Source organism: Streptomyces sp. NPDC044719, from assembly GCF_056433405.1.
The window spans coordinates 23,128-41,019 of the sequence record NZ_JBWKHE010000017.1 but is presented as its reverse complement, the minus strand read 5'-3'; the positions used below and the strand labels follow the sequence as shown (position 1 = coordinate 41,019).

Below are 17,892 nucleotides of genomic sequence, written 5' to 3'. Positions count from 1 at the left end.
TTGTATCCGTTTCTCTCAGGCTTCGTGGGCGAGGACGAGGTCGAAGTTCTCACGGAAGTCGGCCACCTCAGGCTGGCGCTGCCACGGGACCAGCGCCTTGTCGAGACGGATGAGCTCGCGCATGATCCGACCGGATCCGGTGTCGTTCGCGACCGTCAGGGCCTGGAGGCCCACAGCGGCGGCCTGCTCGGGCGCATCGGCACCAGCGTGAGCGATCGCCGCGCGGGCTAGGTACACGCCCCGGTCCCGGTGGTAGCCCTCCGGCAGCGCGTCGATGGCGTTGGTGAAGACTTCTGCGGCCTGGGCGTGCTTCCCCAGTACCTCCAGGCCCTGAGCGCGGTGAACGTCGACGTACTGCTCGTTCAGCCACACCCCCCACGGGGTTGTGTCACTGGAGACGCGGTCGAGCGCGTTGCGGACGTCCTCGATCGCGCGTTCGCTGTCGGTATCTGCACCCCGAAGAGCGTGACCGTACGACTCGTACGTGCGGGCTACTGCGGCGAGACGGCTGCGCGGTCGGGCCATGCGCTGCGCAGCCTCGGCCAAATCGACAACATCGACCAGGTCGCGCTTCTCGCCAGCGAGCTGGGCCTTGCGAGCCATGACGTAGGAGGTCAGGTCACCGTCGCCGACGGTGTGGCTCCATTGGAAGGCCCGGTCGAGCCAGAACTCCGCGCTGTCGAAATCGCCCAGGTCCTGATAGAGCCAGCTGGCGAACTCGGCGTACTGGGTCTGGAGCTCCATCAGGGAATTACGGTCACCGCCCTTGGCATCGCGGCGGAGATCTTTGATGACGTCGATGAGCTCACGCACGGACCGCACGGCATCTCGTGGTCCCAGTAGATTGTCGTTGTCGATCAGCAGTCGGCGAGCACGCCGGAGATACTCGATAGGCGTACCGCTGTACGCGGCTGCAGCCCGTGCTGGTCGTGCCAGTCCCGGCACTGCACCTGAGTCTGCGGCCGCCGGCGTACTCGCACCAAGTGCGGCCGCCGCACCGAGTCCCACCCCACCCCGCAGCATCGCGCGTCGATCCAGCGCCACGAAAACCACCGATCCATCTCGTAGACGAGCAGGGACATAGGTCCCCTCATGATCAGACGCTGCCTGCTGGGAAGCGGCGTTGGCCAGCCCGATCGACGCATTGGATACACGGGGAGCCGAAACGGATACACGGCTGCGCGCGGACACATCCCCACTGGCGCGCTCCCACAAGTCGACCAGGACACCGCCTGCGTTGAGCTTCGAATCGACGAGCGCGACTTCCTGACGGTGCTTCGGGAACCGTGAGCCGTCCTCCCATTTCTGCAGCTTGCCGTGCGACATGAAGGTCCGCTTCGCCAGTTCGCGCAGGGAGTAGCGCCGGGCGTTCCGGAACTCTCGAAGCGTGTAGCCGAAGCGGTGCTGGGTTGGCTGATCCGGCGTCAACACCTTTAGCCGCTGGCTCACTTGCTGCCCCTTCCATGTCTCCACTTGGTGTATCCGGCGGCTGGATACACGGTTGATCTAGAACTTTCGCGGCGCTCGGGCTTACAACTTTGTTAACGGGATCGAGCCCAGGGAGGGATGAACATGCAAAACGTGACGCAGGGGAGGGTGTCAGGCGCTACATCCCTTCTCGATCTTCGCGAGGCGTGCGGCCAGGTCGGCGACCTGTTCTTCAAGTCTCCTGAGGGCACGAGCAGTCGAGTCCTGGGCGGACTCGCTGGCCGTCTCGGTGACGAACGATCCGCGACCCTGATGCGAGTAGATCAGTCTGGCTGCCCGCAGCTCTGTCAGCGCTCGCTGGACGGTGCCCGGTGCAACGCCATACGTGTCGGCCAACTCGCGAGTGCTCGGCAACTTGGACCCGGCTGTCAGCCGGCCTGCACGGATCTTGTCGCGCACGTCCTGAACAATTCGCTGGTATGGCTGCACGGCCTCGTCGCTCATGGCCACATCGTAGGCCGACTCCCTCGACATAGCTAGGTTCCATAGCTTCATCAACGAACCGCTTGACACATCCCCAACTGTATCAGGTAACTTAGCTGTGTCGATTAGGTCGATGGGTCGAACCGGCAGCACTGAGAGTAAGCAAGACCGCAGTAGTCGTCCGCCCTTCGGGGCGGCCGGGGTTGAGAGCTTCATCGAACTCCCCCGGAGCCTGACGGCCGCGACGACTGTGTGCACGTCGCAGCGCTGTGCGCTGTCTGTCCTGCGGGTCGCCGGCCTCGTGCCGTGTAGCCCGGAGGGCGGAGAGAGCATCGCGACGCTTCCCCTGCTGATCCGTGAGGAGTTCAGATGTCTTCCACTCTTGAGCGCACTGCCCGCCCCCGCCGGAGTCGGACCCGCTCCCGCAACATCAACGCTCGCCCGGCGCTCGCCGTCTCCACCCTCAAGCCTCACCAGTACGACCTGCGTCCGGCCTGCGCGTCGCTGATCTGCCCCGACTGCGAGACGTGGGTGCCGATCACCGGCATTCAGTCCAAGACGCCCAAGTTGGTGCCGCATGACACGGGCCTGGCGGGCAAGGACGCGGCTGTCCGCTGCGGACTGGGCAGCAATCGCCTGGTCACCGTCGACGTCACGGCCAGGACGTGGGAGGAGCGCCTGGTGGACGGTCACGCGGAGACCGTGCACCGCCGCCGGACCACCGTGCGGCGCAAGCCGAAGGTGCAGTCGGCCCCGGCCGTCGTCCAGATCGCCGCGCAGAAGCAGATGCCGACGAAGGACTCGGGCGACGGTCGGGCGCCGTGGCGGCAGCGGAAGGAGGCCTGGGCGGCGACCGAGTCGGCCGTCCACGAGACCGACACCCGGCGCGGGCAGCTGCCCGACGGTGACGCGCCGCTGGGCGCGCCGCCGGTGCCGCTCAAGACGTTCCACCCCAAGCGCTCCGAGCGCTGACCAGCTCCGCGAACGGCATCTCACGACCACGGCCGCCTCTTCAGCAGCCCTGCGCTGCCCGTCGTGCACCGCCCCGCCCTGTGGTGGAGCCGGTGGTCGGCGGAGTGCGCAGGACGCATTCCCAAGCTCCGTGACAAGGAAGGACGACATGGCAGACGAATTCGAGGCAGCGATGACCTGGGCTGAGAGGAAGCAGGCAGAGCTGGACGAGATGCACAGGACGTATGAGGCGCTGGACCAGGCCGAATACGAGGAGTTCATGGCCGAGATGGACGCCCGCGATGCCGAACGTGGCCAGCGGAACTGAGTTCGTGCAGCCTGTGCTGCCCGCCGCCTACCGCTTCCCCCTCGCTTCCTTGAGGGCCGGATCGGTGGGCGGCGGAGTGCGCAGGGCGCACTTCCTTCCCTTCTACGTCAGGAGACCTGCATGCCCCGGGACGCTCTGCAGGGCAGCAGCCTGCGGGGTGTGATCGAGATCGAGTACGTCTGATCTCCGCAGCCTGTGCTGCCCGTCGTCGACCGGGCTCGCTTCACGCGGGCCCGGTGGTCGGCGGAGTGCGCAGGACGCACTCGCGCGACGAGCCCCCAGGAGTGCGTTCCTGGGGGCTCTTGTCGCAGGTCACCCTTCGCGAGAGGACGACCCAACTTGCCCAGCATGACACCGGTCCCGCACGAGCGGACTCCAGACCGACCCACCCCGGCCCGGCCCCACCCACAGCGCACCGCGCAGCACGACGATCTCGCCCCCGCCCACCTTGCCCGACCGGATCGGAGCCGCAGCGTGATCCCCACCGTCATCAGCCTGCCCCGCAACCAGGACGAAGTCGGACCCCGCGGCCCCGGCGCCATCTACCAGAACGTCGACGGCCGGTTCGAGGTCCTGGCGCTCATCACCGACCCGCGCGAGGCCGCGAAGCTGCTGCGCCGCGACAGCGCACGATGGGCGCTCATCGTCCGCGACACCCTGCGCCCCGACGGCCAGCCCTTCGCGGTCGGCTCGGTGTGGACGACCTCGGACTACCTCATCCGCCCCGCCAAGACGACCGCGCCCGCGTTCACGTGGGCGCCGGCCGCCTGACGATCCGCCACGGTCCCTCTCCCACCCCACCAGAGCGTCGGGGGTGGGAGACGGGCCGTGGCTGGCCGTCCGGCCAGCCACACGGTGACAGCCCCGGAAGGTGAGAGCTCCGGGGCTGTCTGGTCAACGGACAACGGAGGTCCCCTTGACCACGACGATCATGACACGGCCCCGCGCAGGGTTAACAGCCCTTGACGCGACCGCCGCGCACCACCAGCTCGAGGAGCTGCTGACGCGCATGGTGCGCGAAGGCGATGCCCGGGTCGAGCCCGGCCAGCGCGCGCGGCGCACGGTGCAGGAGATGATGCCCGGCTACGAGCGGCAGCCGGTGCTGACGCTGTACCGGCCGGTGATGGACAACGACGCGTGCCCGCTGTGCGGGCGCTGGTCGTGCGACCCGAGCAACTGCCCGCCCTCCTCGGCCGCCCCGGCGCCGGCCGCGATGGGCAGCGGCAACCAGTGCTCGAAGTGCGGCGGGTGGTTCGGCGTCACCGCCCGGTGGCCCGCCCCGGCCACGGCCTGGACCTGCGACGCCTGCCAGGCCCTCGGGATTTGATGCCGCACCTCATACAAGCGGCCCGGGCAGCACAGCAGCGCGCCGCCCGGGCCGCCCTCGCGGTCGGCTCCCACCACCCTCTCGCCCGCGTGCTGCTCGCGGCCGCCGCGATGGCAGCCACAGCCGCCTGGGAGGCAGGACACCGCGTCGCCGACCTTCACCCGTCCAACCAGCACCACGAAGAAGGCTCCCCACGTGCCTGACAACTTGTACGAGCGCCACCAAGCCGCGCACCGCGCCCACCAGACGCACGCCACGGCCTGCTCCACCTGCACCGACCGCGCCCGCTGCCCCGAGGGCACGCGGCTGTGGGAGTCGTTCGAGCGGCTCCAGGACGTCTACCTCCAGCGCAAGCGCCCCGCTGAGCCACCCCGCTCAACCGACATCGCCACCTCTGTCGGTTGCCTGACCCGCCCGGCCCCACTGCGTGTTGCTCACGCGGTGGGGCCGGGCGCGGTCCAGGGGAGCCGGACAGCGGCCACCCAGTTCCGTCCGAACGGAGACCCCATGGCCAGCACCATCCCGTTACGCACGCCCCTGGACGAATCCGAGCTGGCGCACCCGGTGCCGGCCGCCGCTTCGAAGCACGGCGGCGATGCGGCCGGGCGCGGCGAGCGCACCGGATCCTCCGTCCCCGATCAAGGAGTCGGCATGTCCCTCGGCAGCACCACCACCATCACGGCCGACGAGCACCGGCAGATCTTCGAACGGCTCGAGCCGCACCTGCCGCCGTACCTGCGGAAGGTCGACCCCAATCCCTCCGGCTGGGGCCTGCGCTTCGAGTTCGCCCCGTTCACCGGCCGGGAGGAAGCGCCCGCCGTACCCCGCTCCTTCTACGACGACCCGCGACTGACGTACGTCTCGAAGACGGAGAACCCGGTCGAGCACCGGCTGCGCAAGGCGGCCGACCACATCCTGAGCGACCTGTACGACCAGGCGTGCGAGGAGTGGAAGGACGCCGCCTACGTCGCCGACCTGCGCCAGGTCGTCAAGGACGCCCCCGACCGCTGGAAGACGTACGAGCGGGAGCTGAAGGCGCTTCAGTCGGCGTACGACTACCTACGTACCCCCCAGGCCGGGCCCGAGTGGCCGGCCGCCATCTCCCGCCTGGTCGACGCGCAGGAGCGCGCCCTGGCCGCCGCCGTCGCGTTCGACGAGCGCGCGGAGGACATCGCGCGCGTCCACAACAAGCACCTCTACTCCGACCTGGGCCACGCCCAGGCGCTGGCGGAGGCGGGCTACCCCGAGGGCGCGCACTGGCACGTCGGCAGCACCTTCGACGGCTACTACAGCGACGCCCTCAGGGAAGAGGCGGGCCGCCTCATCGAGCAGCAGGAAAGCCACGTCGCCAAGGTCGCCCGCCTCTCCGGCATGGCCCGTAGCTGACCCGCCACCGCACAAGAAGGGAAGGAAACCGAAGCGTGAACACGATCAAGAACATGAGGGGGAAGGCCTCCCCACGCGGGGTGGTGCTCAGCATCCTGAGCATCGTCACCCTGGGCGTCGCCGTCCTGTCGGTGGCCGTGAGCTACCACATTCTCGAACCGCGGTTCGGGGCCTGGGCGGTGCCAACCGTCGGCGCGCTCGACGCCCTGTGGGTCGTCTTCCAGGCGACCGAGATCCTGGCCGGCAACAACCTCAAGCGCGCCCGGCGGGTGCAGTGCGCCGGGCTGGCACTCACGGCCATCAACGCGGCCATCCCGACGACGGACCTGATCCTGTCCGGGACCGGGCAGTTCGACCTGGCCATGGTCCTCACCCCGATCGCCATCGTGGCGACGAAGACCGCGTGGTGGCTCACCCTGCCCTCGCTCGGCCGGAAGGTCTCGGACCAGACGCGGCAGAGCATCGCGGAGAAGCGGCAGACGGTCGCGGACAAGCTCGAGGAGATGGAGGCCGACGCCGCCCATCGCATCGAGCTGCTGGAGCTGGCGACGTCGCTGGAGAAGCGCGTGGCCGAGGCCGAGACGCAGTACCGCAAGTCGGTGCTGGCCACGCAGGAGTCCATGACCAAGGACCTGCACGAGCAGGCGGAGAGCACGCAGAAGACGGTCACGGAGAAGGTGCTGCCCGCCGCTGTGGCGGCGATCCGGCTGCCGGAGCTCGGCTCCTGGACGCCCACGGCGCCTGCCCTGCCCGTCACGGCCGACCGTGACGCCCTGGAAGTAGGCGGCACGGACAGTCACGCAGGTCAGGACGGTGCCGCGTCCCACCGTCACGGCAGCCGTCACGGCGGGCGGGACGCCGACCGTGACGCCGTCGCACTGGCTGACCTCGCGGCCGTCGCGGGCGTGCCCACGCCCGAGGTCGGCGAGCAGCTCACCGACGGGCAGCTCGATGTCGTGCTGCGACACCTGCGCTACCGCGAGGACCCGCCGATGTCCTACCGCCAGGCCGTCGCCACCTTCCGCGAGCAGGGCTACGTCGGCAGCGAGAAGCGCGTGCGCCAGTCCTGGAGCGTGCTGATGGCGAAGGAGGAGACCACCACGGCCGCCGACCCCGCCGGCAAGGCCGAGTCTGTCCAGGACAGCGACAACGACGACGAGTCCGAGGAAGCGGGCGTTTAACCCGTTTCCGGCACCACCAGTGAGGGCCAGCCCGCGGTCGCGGGCTGGCCCTTGCTGCGACTGCCGGAAAGACAACACGCAGTCGACCAGCGCGAGTTCGGCGAGTGATCCGGCGAGCGAACCCCTCGTGTTCGCAGACCCGAGCAGCAGACCCGGCCCCGCGCGCCAGAAAAATCCCCTCGAATCGAAAACGTGTGCGAGTTATGGTCCGCGCCCGTGATCATCACCAGACCTGAAGGAGAAGGGGTGGGAAAGAAGAAACCGCAGGCCAGCGACGACATGGCGGGCCAGGCAGCAGGCGCCATCGGCGGCCTCGCCATCGCCTTCGGCATCCTCGCGGCCATCAAGGACAAGCTCGGCCTGTCCTGGCCGGCCACCGTGCTGCTCACCGCCGGAGCACTGGTCGCCCTCGGATACGGGGCCTGGAAGCTCAGGACCACCGTCGTGCGCCTGGTGGCGGGCGAGATACGGCCAGCTGCGGCGCTGAAACAGGAAGCGCCCGCGGCAGGGCTGGAAGAGCTGCAGACGGACGCTGAGCCCGTTGCAGCACACCCGGAGCTCACGGCGGCGCTGCGCACGGCGAGCGTCATCGGCGGCGACCAGGTGATCCGGGCCGATGAGGTCGCGATCGGCTCGGTGCAGACCGGCGATGTCTACGACTTCCTGGTGCCCAAGGGCCGCACGTACGAGGACGTTGAGAAGCGCCTCGGCACCGTGGCGGGCATGTTCGGGGTCACCCGCCTGCACATGACGCTGGAGCGCAGCCGCGACAACGAACGCCGCGTCAAGCTCCTCAAGCTGCACGAGCCCCCGTTCACCCGGCCCTTCCCGGCCCCGACCCGGCGCGAGATCGAGTCGTTCGCCGGGGTGCCGCTCGGTCATGACGTCACCGGCCAGCTCGCCGGCGTGCCCACGTTCGACAAGGCGTCGCTGCTCGTCGCGGGCATGACCCAGATGGGCAAAACCACGCTGATCAACGGGCTCATCACCTGCCTGCTGATCGCATACGGCGAATTCGAGCTGTATTTGCTCGACGGGAAATTCTGCGGGCTGACCAGGTTCGAGCCGATCGCCACCCGCTACGAATCATCCGACGACCCGGCCGTGTTCTGGGACATGGTCCGGGAACTCAACGCCCGCTCGGACCGCCGATACGCGGAAATTACGGAAGCCATCCGTAACCGTCAGCCAGTGCCGAAATTCAAGCCGGTCATCTTCATCGTGGACGAGGCGGCCGACTTCTTCGCCTCAGGTTCCACGAACGACGAAAAGGATCAGGCTAAGGAGATCGCCAAGGATACACGGCAGCTGGTTGCCAAGTCCCTGGAGTCCGGGATCTCCACGGTGCTCATGACGCAGCGCCCCTCCGTGAACGCGATTCCCGTAGAGGTGAGGGACCAATTCCTCTACCGGATGTGCCTGTACGTGGCATCGGCGGGAACTGCCAAGGTTGCTCTCGGCGACACCTATTTCGAAACGGTCGCACCGATCAACCCGGTACTCCTCGACCCGGATATCAAGGGTCAGGCGGTCCTCTTCGCCAACGGGCGATCCAAACTCATCCGTGGATTCAACTTCGATGACAAGTTCATCTGGGATGTGGTCGACGAAAAGGCCTCCAAGCAAGTGGAGGCACTTCCGGAAAGAACTCCGCTCAGGCAGGCCATCGAACTGATGCAAGGCAAGGGTGTGGACTTCATGACCACACCCGACATGGCGCCCGCCCTCGGAATCCTGGAAGACGATCCGGTAAAGCGCGGAAAGAAACTCAACGAGTTTCTCGGCGGCCCTCCCACCCACAAGAACTCGCTGGGCCGCGGCTACCGCCTAAGCGATCTGATCGCCTTCGCCCGGGGGTCCGATTCGTGACCACGCCACCGGCACCGCCATCCCACCGTCACCGCACCGCCGCAGTCCGCCATCGCACCGCCATCCCGGCGGGCCCATGGCGGTGCGATGGCGGTCCATGACGGTCACATGGCGGTGCCATGGCGGACCGTCATGGCGGAGCTGACCTGCAAAAACACTCCAGAACCCAAGAAGGGAGGGAAGACGCTCTTGAAGGGCACCACAGCCGTCACCATCGGCATAGGCGCGACCGCGGCCGTCGCCGTGGCCAGTCTCGTCACCGCCGCCGGCGACGGCCCGGTGGGGGCGGCGCTCAGCCTGGCCGTCCCCGCGAAATACCAGAGCCTGATCCAGGACGCGGGAAGTACCTGCCCCGAGGTCAGCCCGAATCTGCTCGCCGCGCTCTTGACCCAGGAATCGGGATTCAACCCGAAAGCCGCATCGCCGGTCGGCGCGCAGGGCGTCGCACAGTTCATGCCGTCCACGTGGGAAACCCACGGAATCGACGGAAATGGCGACGGCAAGCGCGACGTGTGGGATCCCGAAGACGCGATTCCGTCATCGGCCAAATATCTCTGCACCATCGCCAAAGACGTGAAAGACGTCCCCGGCGACAAGCAGGCCAACATGCTCGCCGCCTACAACGCGGGCAGCGGCGCCGTCCGCAAATACGGGGGAGTCCCCCCGTACAAGGAAACACAGAACTACGTCCGCTCGATCACCTCACTCGCCGACAAAAACACCGGCGGCGGGAAATCCGCGACGGCGCACCAGGGCGTGACCGCCGTCAACGCGGCGCAGGAGATGCTCGGCAAGCCTTACTCGTGGGGCGGTGGAAACGCGAACGGCCCCAGCACGGGAACCTGTTGTTCCCCCAAGGGGCGGTCCGGTGAATCCATCACAGGGTTCGACTGCTCCGGGCTCACGCTCTACGCCTACGCCCAGGCCGGTATCAATCTGCCCCGCACAGCCGCACAGCAGTATGCCGCTGCGGAGCCCGTAAAGCGCGACCAGGCAAAACCCGGGGATCTCGTCTTCTACGGCGCCAGCGCCACCGGAATTCACCACGTCGGTATCTACGTCGGCGGCGGCTACATGCTCGACGCCCCCCGCCCCGGCACACAGGTCGGCTTCTCCCCTCTGGATTCCATGAGTGACCTGTTCGGTTTCGCCCGCCCCGTTTCACCCAACAACAAGGAGATCTGACCCATGCGCAAATTCACCACCCTGGCCAAGCCCGTCGACATGTCCGGCGGCTTCAAGGACTTCTTCGACACCATCGGCCTGACCGGCGGCGGCCTGGTCACCAAGGGCATCGCCGCCGTGATCGCCGTGATCGCTGTCCGCATGCTGCTGCAGCTGTCCAGCGACCCCAAGGGCGCCCTGCGCAAGGGCGGCATGGCCGTCGGCACCCTGTTCGTCGCCGTCATCCTCGCGCTCTACGGCGACACCCTGTTCTCCACCGTTACCGAGGCCAAGGGCTGACCATGGCGGAGAAGAACAACTGCAGTGTGCTGGACCAGCCGGCACGGGATATCTGCGAACGGGACACCACCGATCCCCCCGGCGGCGGGGGAGGTGGCGGAGGCGCCGGCGGTGGAGTCACCGACGGCGCCACCGGCCGCGTCGAAGACCTCGCCAACATCTTGATCAAGAAGATCGAGGGGCTGGTAGCGCCGGAGCACGCGTGGGCGCCGGCCAAGGCCGACAGCGGGCTGTACGAGCCGTTCCTGTGGCTCGGTCAGCACCTGGCCGTTGCCATCTTCGTGTGCGTGGTCGTCGTGTGCGCCCTGACCGCATGGCAGGGCGCACCGCGCCTGAAGCAGATGGGCGCATCAACGGGTTGGGCCCTCGTGGCCGTCGCCTGCATGGCGTCGGTCCCGGGGGTCGTTTTGCTGCTGAACCGGGCCGCAAGCGCTGCTTTCAAGGCTGCGTTCGACAGCGACGAGGGGACCCTGTTCGGCGCGATCCGTGAGGACGTGGAGCAGGCAGCGGACCCCTTGGCTCAGTTGCTGATCCTCTCCGCGCTAGTGGTGGCCCTGGCCTTCGCCGCGCTGGTGTTCATGACGCGCCAGCTCGGGATCCTGGCATTCGTGTGCCTGGCACCGCTCGTGCTGGCCTCACTGGCACGCGGCGGCGACATGACGGCGGTCAAGGCCTGGGCGCAGCGGCTGCTGGGGCTGATGTTCGCCCCGTTCGCCCTGCTACTCGTCAGCCCGTTCGTCCAACTCGCCAAGGGCTCGCTCATCGTCGACACCGTCCTCCTGGTCGCCGCGGACGCCCTGATGCTGCGGATGATCTTCCACGGTGTGCCGTACTTCGGGCCCAAGGTGGCCGGCGCCGCGCGGGCCCTGGTGGAGCGCAACACGACGGTGCCTCTGGCCCGGGCCGCGGTCCGGGTCGGTGCGCCGACCGTCTACGAGCAGGAGAACTCCCCGCGTGTGCCGCGCACGGTGGACACGCCGGGCCGGGCCATGTCCCAGGACCGGGGTGTGCTGTTCGCTGCCTACGGCCTCAAGCCGCACCAGCGGTCGGGACGGCTGACTACCGAGTCGGCCGTCGCCAAGGCGAGCCGGGAGGCGACAGACCTCGAGGCCCGCCGTACCCAGATCCGCCAGGCCCGCCAGCATGCGCGGGCCACCGACCCCACCACTGCCCCGACACCCGCCGATCCCGCCCCTGTTCGGAACCCCCGGCCGGCACCGTCCCGGCCGGACAACACGTAGGAGGAATGCCGTGTACTCCCTGACCCCCGGCTATCGCATCCCCGCCCTCCAGCGCGGGCTCAGCCCGATGGAATCCCTGCTGACGAAAGCGAATGCCGGGGTCGGGGGCGCCGTCCTCATGTCGGCGATGATCACCCCGCCGCCCGTGTGGACCTTCGGCGCGGTGGGCGCGGCCGCCGCTCTGCTCAACCTCTCGGCCGGACCGCGCTCGATCGCCCGCTGGGCGACGGTCGGCTACCGACACCTGCGCGAGCGCACCGCGCCGACTTCCGCGCTCGCCCCGTCGGGGGCGAGCGCGACCTGGGCCCTGTATCCCGAGCACGGCACCATGCAGGACCCGCAGCGCCGGGCCGCGTTCCACGCCGCGTTCAGCCGCGCGCTGGCCTTCGCCGGCGGCCAGGCCCGCAGCGCGGGCATCCAGGTCCACGTCACCCACCACGCCAGCGTCGGCGACTACACCGCCCACACCCAGACGATCTCCGTCCACGTGCCCAAGGGGCTCGTGGGCCACCCCGACCGGCTCCTGGACACCTTGGCAAGCGAGTTCGCCTCCCTCGGCGCCCTGGTCCCCCTCATGCCGGAGCCCGTTCCGGCCGTGGCCGACCGCAGCCCGGGCTGGGCCGCTCTGGACGACGGCCGCTATGCGGCGACCGCGCGGATCACCTCCTGGCCCGAGGAGACCGGCGGCGACCTGATGCCCAAGCTGCTGCTCGGGCAGGAATCCGACCGGTCGTTCGCCGTGCTGTACCGGCCGCTGTCGGCGGGCCAGTCCCGCCGGTCGGCGAAGTGGCAGCGCGCCGCCTCAGAGGCCTTCACCGCCGACAAGGTCAAGCAGGACGCCCACGAGCTCGCCAGCGGAACGACGCACGGCGCGCTCGTCCAGGGCGCGACCCTCGTGGACGTCGACGCCTACCTCACGGTGTGGGGCGACAGCCCCGAGGCCGTCACGGACGCCCGCTGGCAGGCCTCCCTCACCGCCGACCGGCACCGCATCCACCTTGACTGGCTCGCCGGCCAGCAGCACCGCGCTCACGTGATGACCACCCCGCACGGAGCTTCCACCCAGAAAGGGGTGATCCTCTGATGATTCGCCTGCCCTCCACCCACGCCGCGATCACGGCGCCGCTGGTCGCCTCCAGCAGCGCCTTCCCTGGCATCCCAATCGGCCGGTCCCTGCTGGACGGGCGTCCGTTCCACCTCTCCCCCGTCCTGACCGACGCCGCGGTACTCCCCTCGACGAACAGCCTCGCCCTGGGCGGCCTCGGCTCCGGCAAGAGCACCACGGCCAAGGCGCGGATCCGCCGCGACATCGTCCAGCACCAGCACCAGGCCGTCGTCATCGACTCCTTCGGCGAGGACAGCGCGGGCGAGTGGGCACCGCTCGTGCGGTCCCTGGGCGGCCGGGTCATCGAGGCCGGCGCCTTCACCCTCAACCCGTGCTCCGGCCTGTTCCCACCGGAGGTTCGCGAGCAGCTGGTCCGATCGCTGGTCGCCGCTGTCGAGCCGGGCGCGCTCACCCACCAGGCCGCCCACGCTCTCCAGCACGCCCTGACTCACCCCAAGGCGACGTCGCTGAAGGGGCTGGTCGACGCGCTGGTCCGGCCCGAGGACGGCAGGTGGCCGGCCGCGAAGCTCACCGAGTGGGGCGAGGGCGCCGCGATCTCCCTGTCCCGCTACACCGAGGGAAGCCTGCGGGGCCTGTTCGACGGCCAGGACGCCAGCCTGCCGGAGACGGACCTGCCGATCCTCTCCTTCGACTTCACCGGCCTGGACCGGCAAAGCCCGGCGATTCCATCCCTGATGGCTGCGGTGTCGTGCTGGGCGGAGCACGTGTGGCTGCCGCAGTCGACCGCCGTGCACCGGCACCTGGTCCTCGAGGAAGCCTGGCAGATCCTGCTGTCCCCGGCCACCAGCGAGTTGATCCAGCGGCAGCTGAAGAACTCGCGCAAGGCCGGGCTGTCCCTGGACGTCGTGATGCACACGCTGTCCGACCTGGGCGACGGCAAGGCGCAGGACCTGGCCCGCTTGTGCGAGATCGCTCATGTCGGCCGCCTGGGCCCGGAGGAGGCCGCCGCGGTCGGGGCGCTGCTCGGTCTGCCCGCCTGGGCGATCGAACAGATTCCGACGCTGGACCCGGGCCAGGCCGTGTGGAAGGTCGGGCCCGACTACGTCGACATCATCCAGACCGTCCTGAGCGAGGAGGAGCTCGCGCTCACGGACACCTCGTCGCGGCGCCGCAAGGCACAGCACGCCCTGGCCGTCGAACAGGAGCCTGCCGCTACCGAGACGGAACCCGGCGAGGACAGCGACAAAGCCCAGGGTGAAGACCTGCCGACACCGGTTGAGCAGGACACCGAGGGCGCTGCCGGGCAGGGCGGTTGGGACTGGGAACTGCCTCCCAACGTCGTGGATACCAGGCACGTCGACATCCCCCGGCACGAGATCGTCCTTCAGGCCGCCCTGGACGGCCGGTGCGACGAAGCCGCTCAACTGGCCGCCGTCCACGAGCGCGAGGACATCAGCGCTCATGGGCTCTACTCCCCCCAGGCACTGGCCTGGCTGGAGACCCGGGCCCAAGTAGCCGACCTACGCGGCGACTCCGGACAGGCCACGCAGCTGCGCGCTACCGTCGCCCGCATGGGGAAAGGCGAATGGTTCGAGAAGACCGACGACCGCACGACACCGCAGTGGCACCGCGGGCCCGAGCCGTCCAACGCCGCGCCGCCCGTCGACGACGCACCACCCGCGCCGAAACGCAGGCGCTGGCCCTACATCGCCGCGATCGCCGCCCTGGCCATCACCATCGCGGCGGTGTACCAGAACGCGGAGAAGGACCAAGAGCGCCAGGAGCGGCAGGAGAAGGCTGAGGCATTCAAGGGGCGGTCCGGTGCGAAGCTGCGCATGGACGGCGTCAAGGCAGACCTGGTCGCGCAGTGGAACAGCGACCGGGACCGCGTCATCGTGGAACTGCGCACGTACTTCGACCGCAACGCCAAGTACCTGCGGATCGACTCCGATGGGAAGAGCGCCCACACCACCCGCAGCGCCGACGGCTGGTACCCCAAGGCTCCTGAGGTCGCCCTGCCGGTGAAGGACCCTCTCGCCGATGTGACGGTCCGTGTCGCGGTGGGGGGAAGGACATGGAAGGACGGCTCCCGGGCCGATTCCCGGACCGTTCGTCTCTCCCCCACCGGGGTCGCGTACGACGCAGAGTCCGGTGAGGAACTCCCCTCTGATCTCTCCTCCGATCGCTGACACCCGTTCACAACCGCAGCTGCGGGCCCGCACCCAGATGGGTGCGGGCCCGCAACACGTCGATCCCCCTCCGGGCGCTCCGCCTGGTCCTCGCACAGCACGTGCTCCCGCATGTGGCCGCGAGGACGGGACAGGCCGTCCGGCCTCCCGCCCCGCCCCCGGCCCCGACTGGGCCCCCGGCTCCACCGCCTGACGACCGCCGCACCCACCCACTGCGCCCCGCTGACCGTCCACGGCCGGCGGGGCGCAGCGCTGTCCACCCGCCGCGTGAAGGAGACCGCTCGTGCTCGTGCCCCGCCCGCGTCCCCGGATCGGCCGGCCACGCCCCAACCGCCCCGGCCCCCGCTACCCGCAGCGCCCTCGCCGTCTTCCCGGTGTGTGGAGGACGTAATGGAGGGTCACGACGAGGACCTGGTCGACGTTGATCCGTACGACGACGGGTCGTTCCCCGAGTTCCGGTGGAAGACGGCACCCCAAGGGCTCGCGACCCGCCGACAACTGCGCGCCATGCGCTTACGCCCCGGCGGGCAGGAGCCCGTCGCCCTGATCACCTGCCGACGCGGTCAGCGGTTCGCCTACCTCTACCGCGTGGACCTGGCCAAGCCCGTACGGCCCATGACCCTCGCCAAGGAGCTCGCGCTCGACAAGGCGATGGCCGCCCGGCAGACGTGCCCGAAGTGCCGTCGGAGGTATCACGCGTGCCTCCCGCTCAAGACGCTCGGCTCCTGCCTGGAATGCCATGACGGCACCCCCGCGGACCCCACCACCTACATCGCCCCGCCCGAGCACGACCTCGCTGCCTGACCACGAGAGGACCCCGCCAGCATGTCGGCACCGACCACACCGCGCACCACAGACCAGACAACCCCGACCACGAACAAGAACCTCGACGACGCCTGCCACGACGTCGAAGCGAAGATCAGCCGCACCGACACCAAGGCCTCACTGCTCCTGGCGTTCAACGGCGCGGTCCTCGCCGGACTCGCCAGCGCCGCCGACAAGGACTTACCGCGGCCCGCCCAGATCGTCGGCGGCTGCGCCGTGCTGACCCTTGCGGCCTCGGCCGTACTGCTGCTCCTGGTCGTACGCCCCAACCTCGGCAGCAAAGGCCGCATCGCCCGTGAGGGCTTTCCCCGCTGGGCGGAGCTGAGCGAGGAAGATCTGCTCGACGCGATGGGGCAGGACACCCGCGTCATCCGTGTCCGGGCGCTGTCCCTCATCGCCCTCGCCAAGTTCGAGCGCCTGGCCCGCGCGGTCGACATCATCCTCGCTGCTCTCGCCTGCCTCCTGGTTGCCGCGGTCCTCGCGATCGTCGGCCCCTGAAGCGCCCGGCCGACGCGGCCGGTTCCGCCTCCTGTGACCCCTACGCCCCCGGCCCGGCTGTCCCCCGGTCCGGTCCACGCAGTCACAGCAGCTCGCTGACATGAGATGAGGCACCAGCATGACGCTCATCAGCCCGAACACCGTCCTCGCGAACGCCCTGACGAACGTGGAGGACGTCCTCGCCCCGCGGATCCGCGCCAGCAGGCCGCAGGGCATCGCCCTGGTGGTGGGCACCCAGATCAACGGCGCACCGCACGCCGGAACCTCGCTGGTGCAGTCGATGGCGTTCGCCACGGCCGCCCGGCTCCACGACCGCCACGGCCTGCCCGTGGAGGTCCGGTTCTCCGCACTGGACAACGCGCCGCACGAGCTGGTCACCGACCCCGTATCGGGGAACCGCTACCAGCGGGCCTACGCCCAGGCCCTCGGCACGGACGGCATCGCCCGCCTGGTCGCCACGCTCTACCAACCCCTGTTCGACGCCCTCTCCAAGCGGCTGGCCGTGCCGTACGGCGTGGAGACCTACTCGCAGCAGCAGGCGACCGGCCTGTTCCGGGAGACGTGGCTGCGGGTGCTGCCGCGCCTGGACGCCGCAAGCCTGTGGCTGGCTCCCTCCACGGGAGTGCCGCACCTGCGGGTGCCCTGCCCGCATTCCTGCGGGTGGGCGGAGAAGTACGCACAGCGCACCCGTGTGGAACGCGCCGGCCGCGGCTTCGCCCGCGTGTCGGCGGTCTGTCTGCACCACGGCCCCTACACGGCCACCATCACGCCCGCCGGCGGCGGCTACCTCGACCTCGCCACGCTCTACCGGAACATGGTCAAGGAACTCGCCGCGCTCGCGGAGACCGACGTCCTCCAGGTGATGGTCAAGGGCACCGACTGGATGCCCGGGAGCCTCCTGGTCGACGGCGCCCTCCAGGCCGTGGGCCTGACCCGGGGCCAGCTGCCCGCTCGGCTGTTCTGCCCGATGATCGTCGCCGAGACGGGCGCCAAGCTTTCCAAGAGCCTCATCCGATCCGGGGAGGCGGCGTTGCCCGCAGGTGCCGAACCGTGGATGCTCGACACCCGGAAGTGGCCCGGCACCGTGGGGGAGTTCGCGGACCGCCTGCTGAACCTGGCGGGACTGCTGCTGTCCCACCCCCGGCACTTCTTCCGCTCGTACTCGGCTGCGGAGCTGTCGCGGCTGATGTCCTTACCCGCAGGGAGCCCGGCTACATGAGCACCACCTCAGCCCGCGTCATCGAGCTGAACCTGTACCCCCAGTACTTCGATCTCGTGGCCACCGGCCGCAAGACCCGGGAAGTCCGGGTGAAGTACCCGAAGTTCGACGGCCTGGCGGCCGGTGACCTGATCCGCTTCGCGGTGAAGGGCACCGACCGGTCATGCATGACGCGGGTGACAAGCGTTGCCGAGTACGGCTCGTTCGAGGAACTCCTGGACGCCGAAGGGCCCTCCCAGGTGAACCCCGAAGCGACCCGTGAGGAGCAACTGGCCAACATCCGGCGCATCTACCCGTCGGACAAGGAACGGCTGGGGTGCCTGGCCATCGGTATCGAGCTGGTCGACTGACCCCAGCGAATGAGGCCCCTGGCTGCCCCCTCCGACGAGGGGCGCGGCCAGGGGCTCCTTTGCGTTCACACACGGCAAGAGGCGCAC

19 protein-coding genes are annotated in these 17,892 nt (G+C 69.3%); 17 read left to right on the top strand and 2 right to left on the bottom strand.

From position 1 onward, the window contains the following. Positions 1-15: 15 nt before the first annotated feature. Both AC07DF_RS40755 and AC07DF_RS40750 read right to left on the bottom strand, forming a co-directional pair. On the bottom strand, positions 16-1,449 hold the full coding sequence (locus tag AC07DF_RS40755) for a helix-turn-helix domain-containing protein (protein WP_478982565.1): 1,434 nt from the start codon (positions 1,447-1,449) through the stop codon (positions 16-18). Positions 1,450-1,599: 150 nt separating this feature from the next. Next, complete coding sequence (locus tag AC07DF_RS40750) at positions 1,600-1,932, bottom strand: GntR family transcriptional regulator (protein WP_478982563.1); 333 nt, start codon at positions 1,930-1,932, stop codon at positions 1,600-1,602. A 348-nt stretch (positions 1,933-2,280) separates the two neighbouring features. On the opposite strand from AC07DF_RS40750, the gene AC07DF_RS40745 reads away from it, so the two are divergent. The 17 genes from AC07DF_RS40745 to AC07DF_RS40665 all read left to right on the top strand — a co-directional run bounded on the left by AC07DF_RS40745 (position 2,281) and on the right by AC07DF_RS40665 (position 17,805). Beyond that, positions 2,281-2,883: a hypothetical protein gene (locus AC07DF_RS40745; RefSeq protein ID WP_478982561.1), complete on the top strand. Its 603-nt coding sequence runs from the start codon at positions 2,281-2,283 to the stop codon at positions 2,881-2,883. A 148-nt stretch (positions 2,884-3,031) separates the two neighbouring features. Then, complete coding sequence (locus AC07DF_RS40740) at positions 3,032-3,190, top strand: hypothetical protein (RefSeq protein ID WP_478982559.1); 159 nt, start codon at positions 3,032-3,034, stop codon at positions 3,188-3,190. A 474-nt stretch (positions 3,191-3,664) separates the two neighbouring features. After that, complete coding sequence (locus AC07DF_RS40735; RefSeq protein WP_478982557.1) at positions 3,665-3,961, top strand: hypothetical protein; 297 nt, start codon at positions 3,665-3,667, stop codon at positions 3,959-3,961. 145 nt (positions 3,962-4,106) lie between these two features. After that, the gene (locus tag AC07DF_RS40730; protein WP_478982556.1) at positions 4,107-4,517 is read left to right on the top strand and encodes a hypothetical protein; all 411 of its coding nucleotides are present in this window, start codon (positions 4,107-4,109) and stop codon (positions 4,515-4,517) included. Then, on the top strand, positions 4,517-4,720 hold the full coding sequence (locus AC07DF_RS40725; protein ID WP_478982554.1) for a hypothetical protein: 204 nt from the start codon (positions 4,517-4,519) through the stop codon (positions 4,718-4,720). Before AC07DF_RS40730 ends, AC07DF_RS40725 begins: the two co-directional genes overlap by 1 nt. Continuing rightward, complete coding sequence (locus tag AC07DF_RS40720) at positions 4,713-5,903, top strand: hypothetical protein (protein WP_478982552.1); 1,191 nt, start codon at positions 4,713-4,715, stop codon at positions 5,901-5,903. The genes AC07DF_RS40725 and AC07DF_RS40720 overlap by 8 nt, the downstream gene beginning before the upstream one ends. Positions 5,904-5,938: 35 nt before the next feature. After that, positions 5,939-7,084 carry a hypothetical protein gene (locus tag AC07DF_RS40715; RefSeq protein WP_478982550.1) on the top strand — a complete coding sequence of 382 codons (1,146 nt, stop codon included), beginning with the start codon at positions 5,939-5,941 and terminating at the stop codon, positions 7,082-7,084. Between the two features lie 216 nt (positions 7,085-7,300). Beyond that, positions 7,301-8,953, top strand: a complete 1,653-nt coding sequence (locus AC07DF_RS40710; RefSeq protein WP_478982548.1) for an FtsK/SpoIIIE domain-containing protein — start codon at positions 7,301-7,303, stop codon at positions 8,951-8,953. 132 nt (positions 8,954-9,085) lie between these two features. Then, entirely contained in the window at positions 9,086-10,138 is a 1,053-nt protein-coding gene (locus tag AC07DF_RS40705; protein ID WP_478982546.1) for a bifunctional lytic transglycosylase/C40 family peptidase, read from the top strand. Between the two features lie 3 nt (positions 10,139-10,141). Beyond that, a complete protein-coding gene (locus AC07DF_RS40700) occupies positions 10,142-10,417 on the top strand; it encodes a hypothetical protein (protein ID WP_478982544.1) in 276 nt (91 codons plus the stop codon). Positions 10,418-10,419: 2 nt separating this feature from the next. Then, the gene (locus tag AC07DF_RS40695) at positions 10,420-11,658 is read left to right on the top strand and encodes a hypothetical protein (RefSeq protein ID WP_478982542.1); all 1,239 of its coding nucleotides are present in this window, start codon (positions 10,420-10,422) and stop codon (positions 11,656-11,658) included. A gap of 10 nt (positions 11,659-11,668) precedes the next feature. Further along, positions 11,669-12,742: a hypothetical protein gene (locus tag AC07DF_RS40690; RefSeq protein WP_478982540.1), complete on the top strand. Its 1,074-nt coding sequence runs from the start codon at positions 11,669-11,671 to the stop codon at positions 12,740-12,742. Beyond that, entirely contained in the window at positions 12,742-14,913 is a 2,172-nt protein-coding gene (locus AC07DF_RS40685) for a hypothetical protein (protein ID WP_478982538.1), read from the top strand. Before AC07DF_RS40690 ends, AC07DF_RS40685 begins: the two co-directional genes overlap by 1 nt. 390 nt (positions 14,914-15,303) lie before the next feature. After that, on the top strand, positions 15,304-15,717 hold the full coding sequence (locus tag AC07DF_RS40680; RefSeq protein ID WP_478982536.1) for an RRQRL motif-containing zinc-binding protein: 414 nt from the start codon (positions 15,304-15,306) through the stop codon (positions 15,715-15,717). Between the two features lie 21 nt (positions 15,718-15,738). Then, positions 15,739-16,236 carry a Pycsar system effector family protein gene (locus AC07DF_RS40675; protein ID WP_478982534.1) on the top strand — a complete coding sequence of 166 codons (498 nt, stop codon included), beginning with the start codon at positions 15,739-15,741 and terminating at the stop codon, positions 16,234-16,236. Between the two features lie 118 nt (positions 16,237-16,354). Beyond that, entirely contained in the window at positions 16,355-17,455 is a 1,101-nt protein-coding gene (locus AC07DF_RS40670; protein ID WP_478982532.1) for a hypothetical protein, read from the top strand. Then, entirely contained in the window at positions 17,452-17,805 is a 354-nt protein-coding gene (locus AC07DF_RS40665) for an ASCH domain-containing protein (protein WP_478982530.1), read from the top strand. Before AC07DF_RS40670 ends, AC07DF_RS40665 begins: the two co-directional genes overlap by 4 nt. Positions 17,806-17,892: the final 87 nt, after the last annotated feature.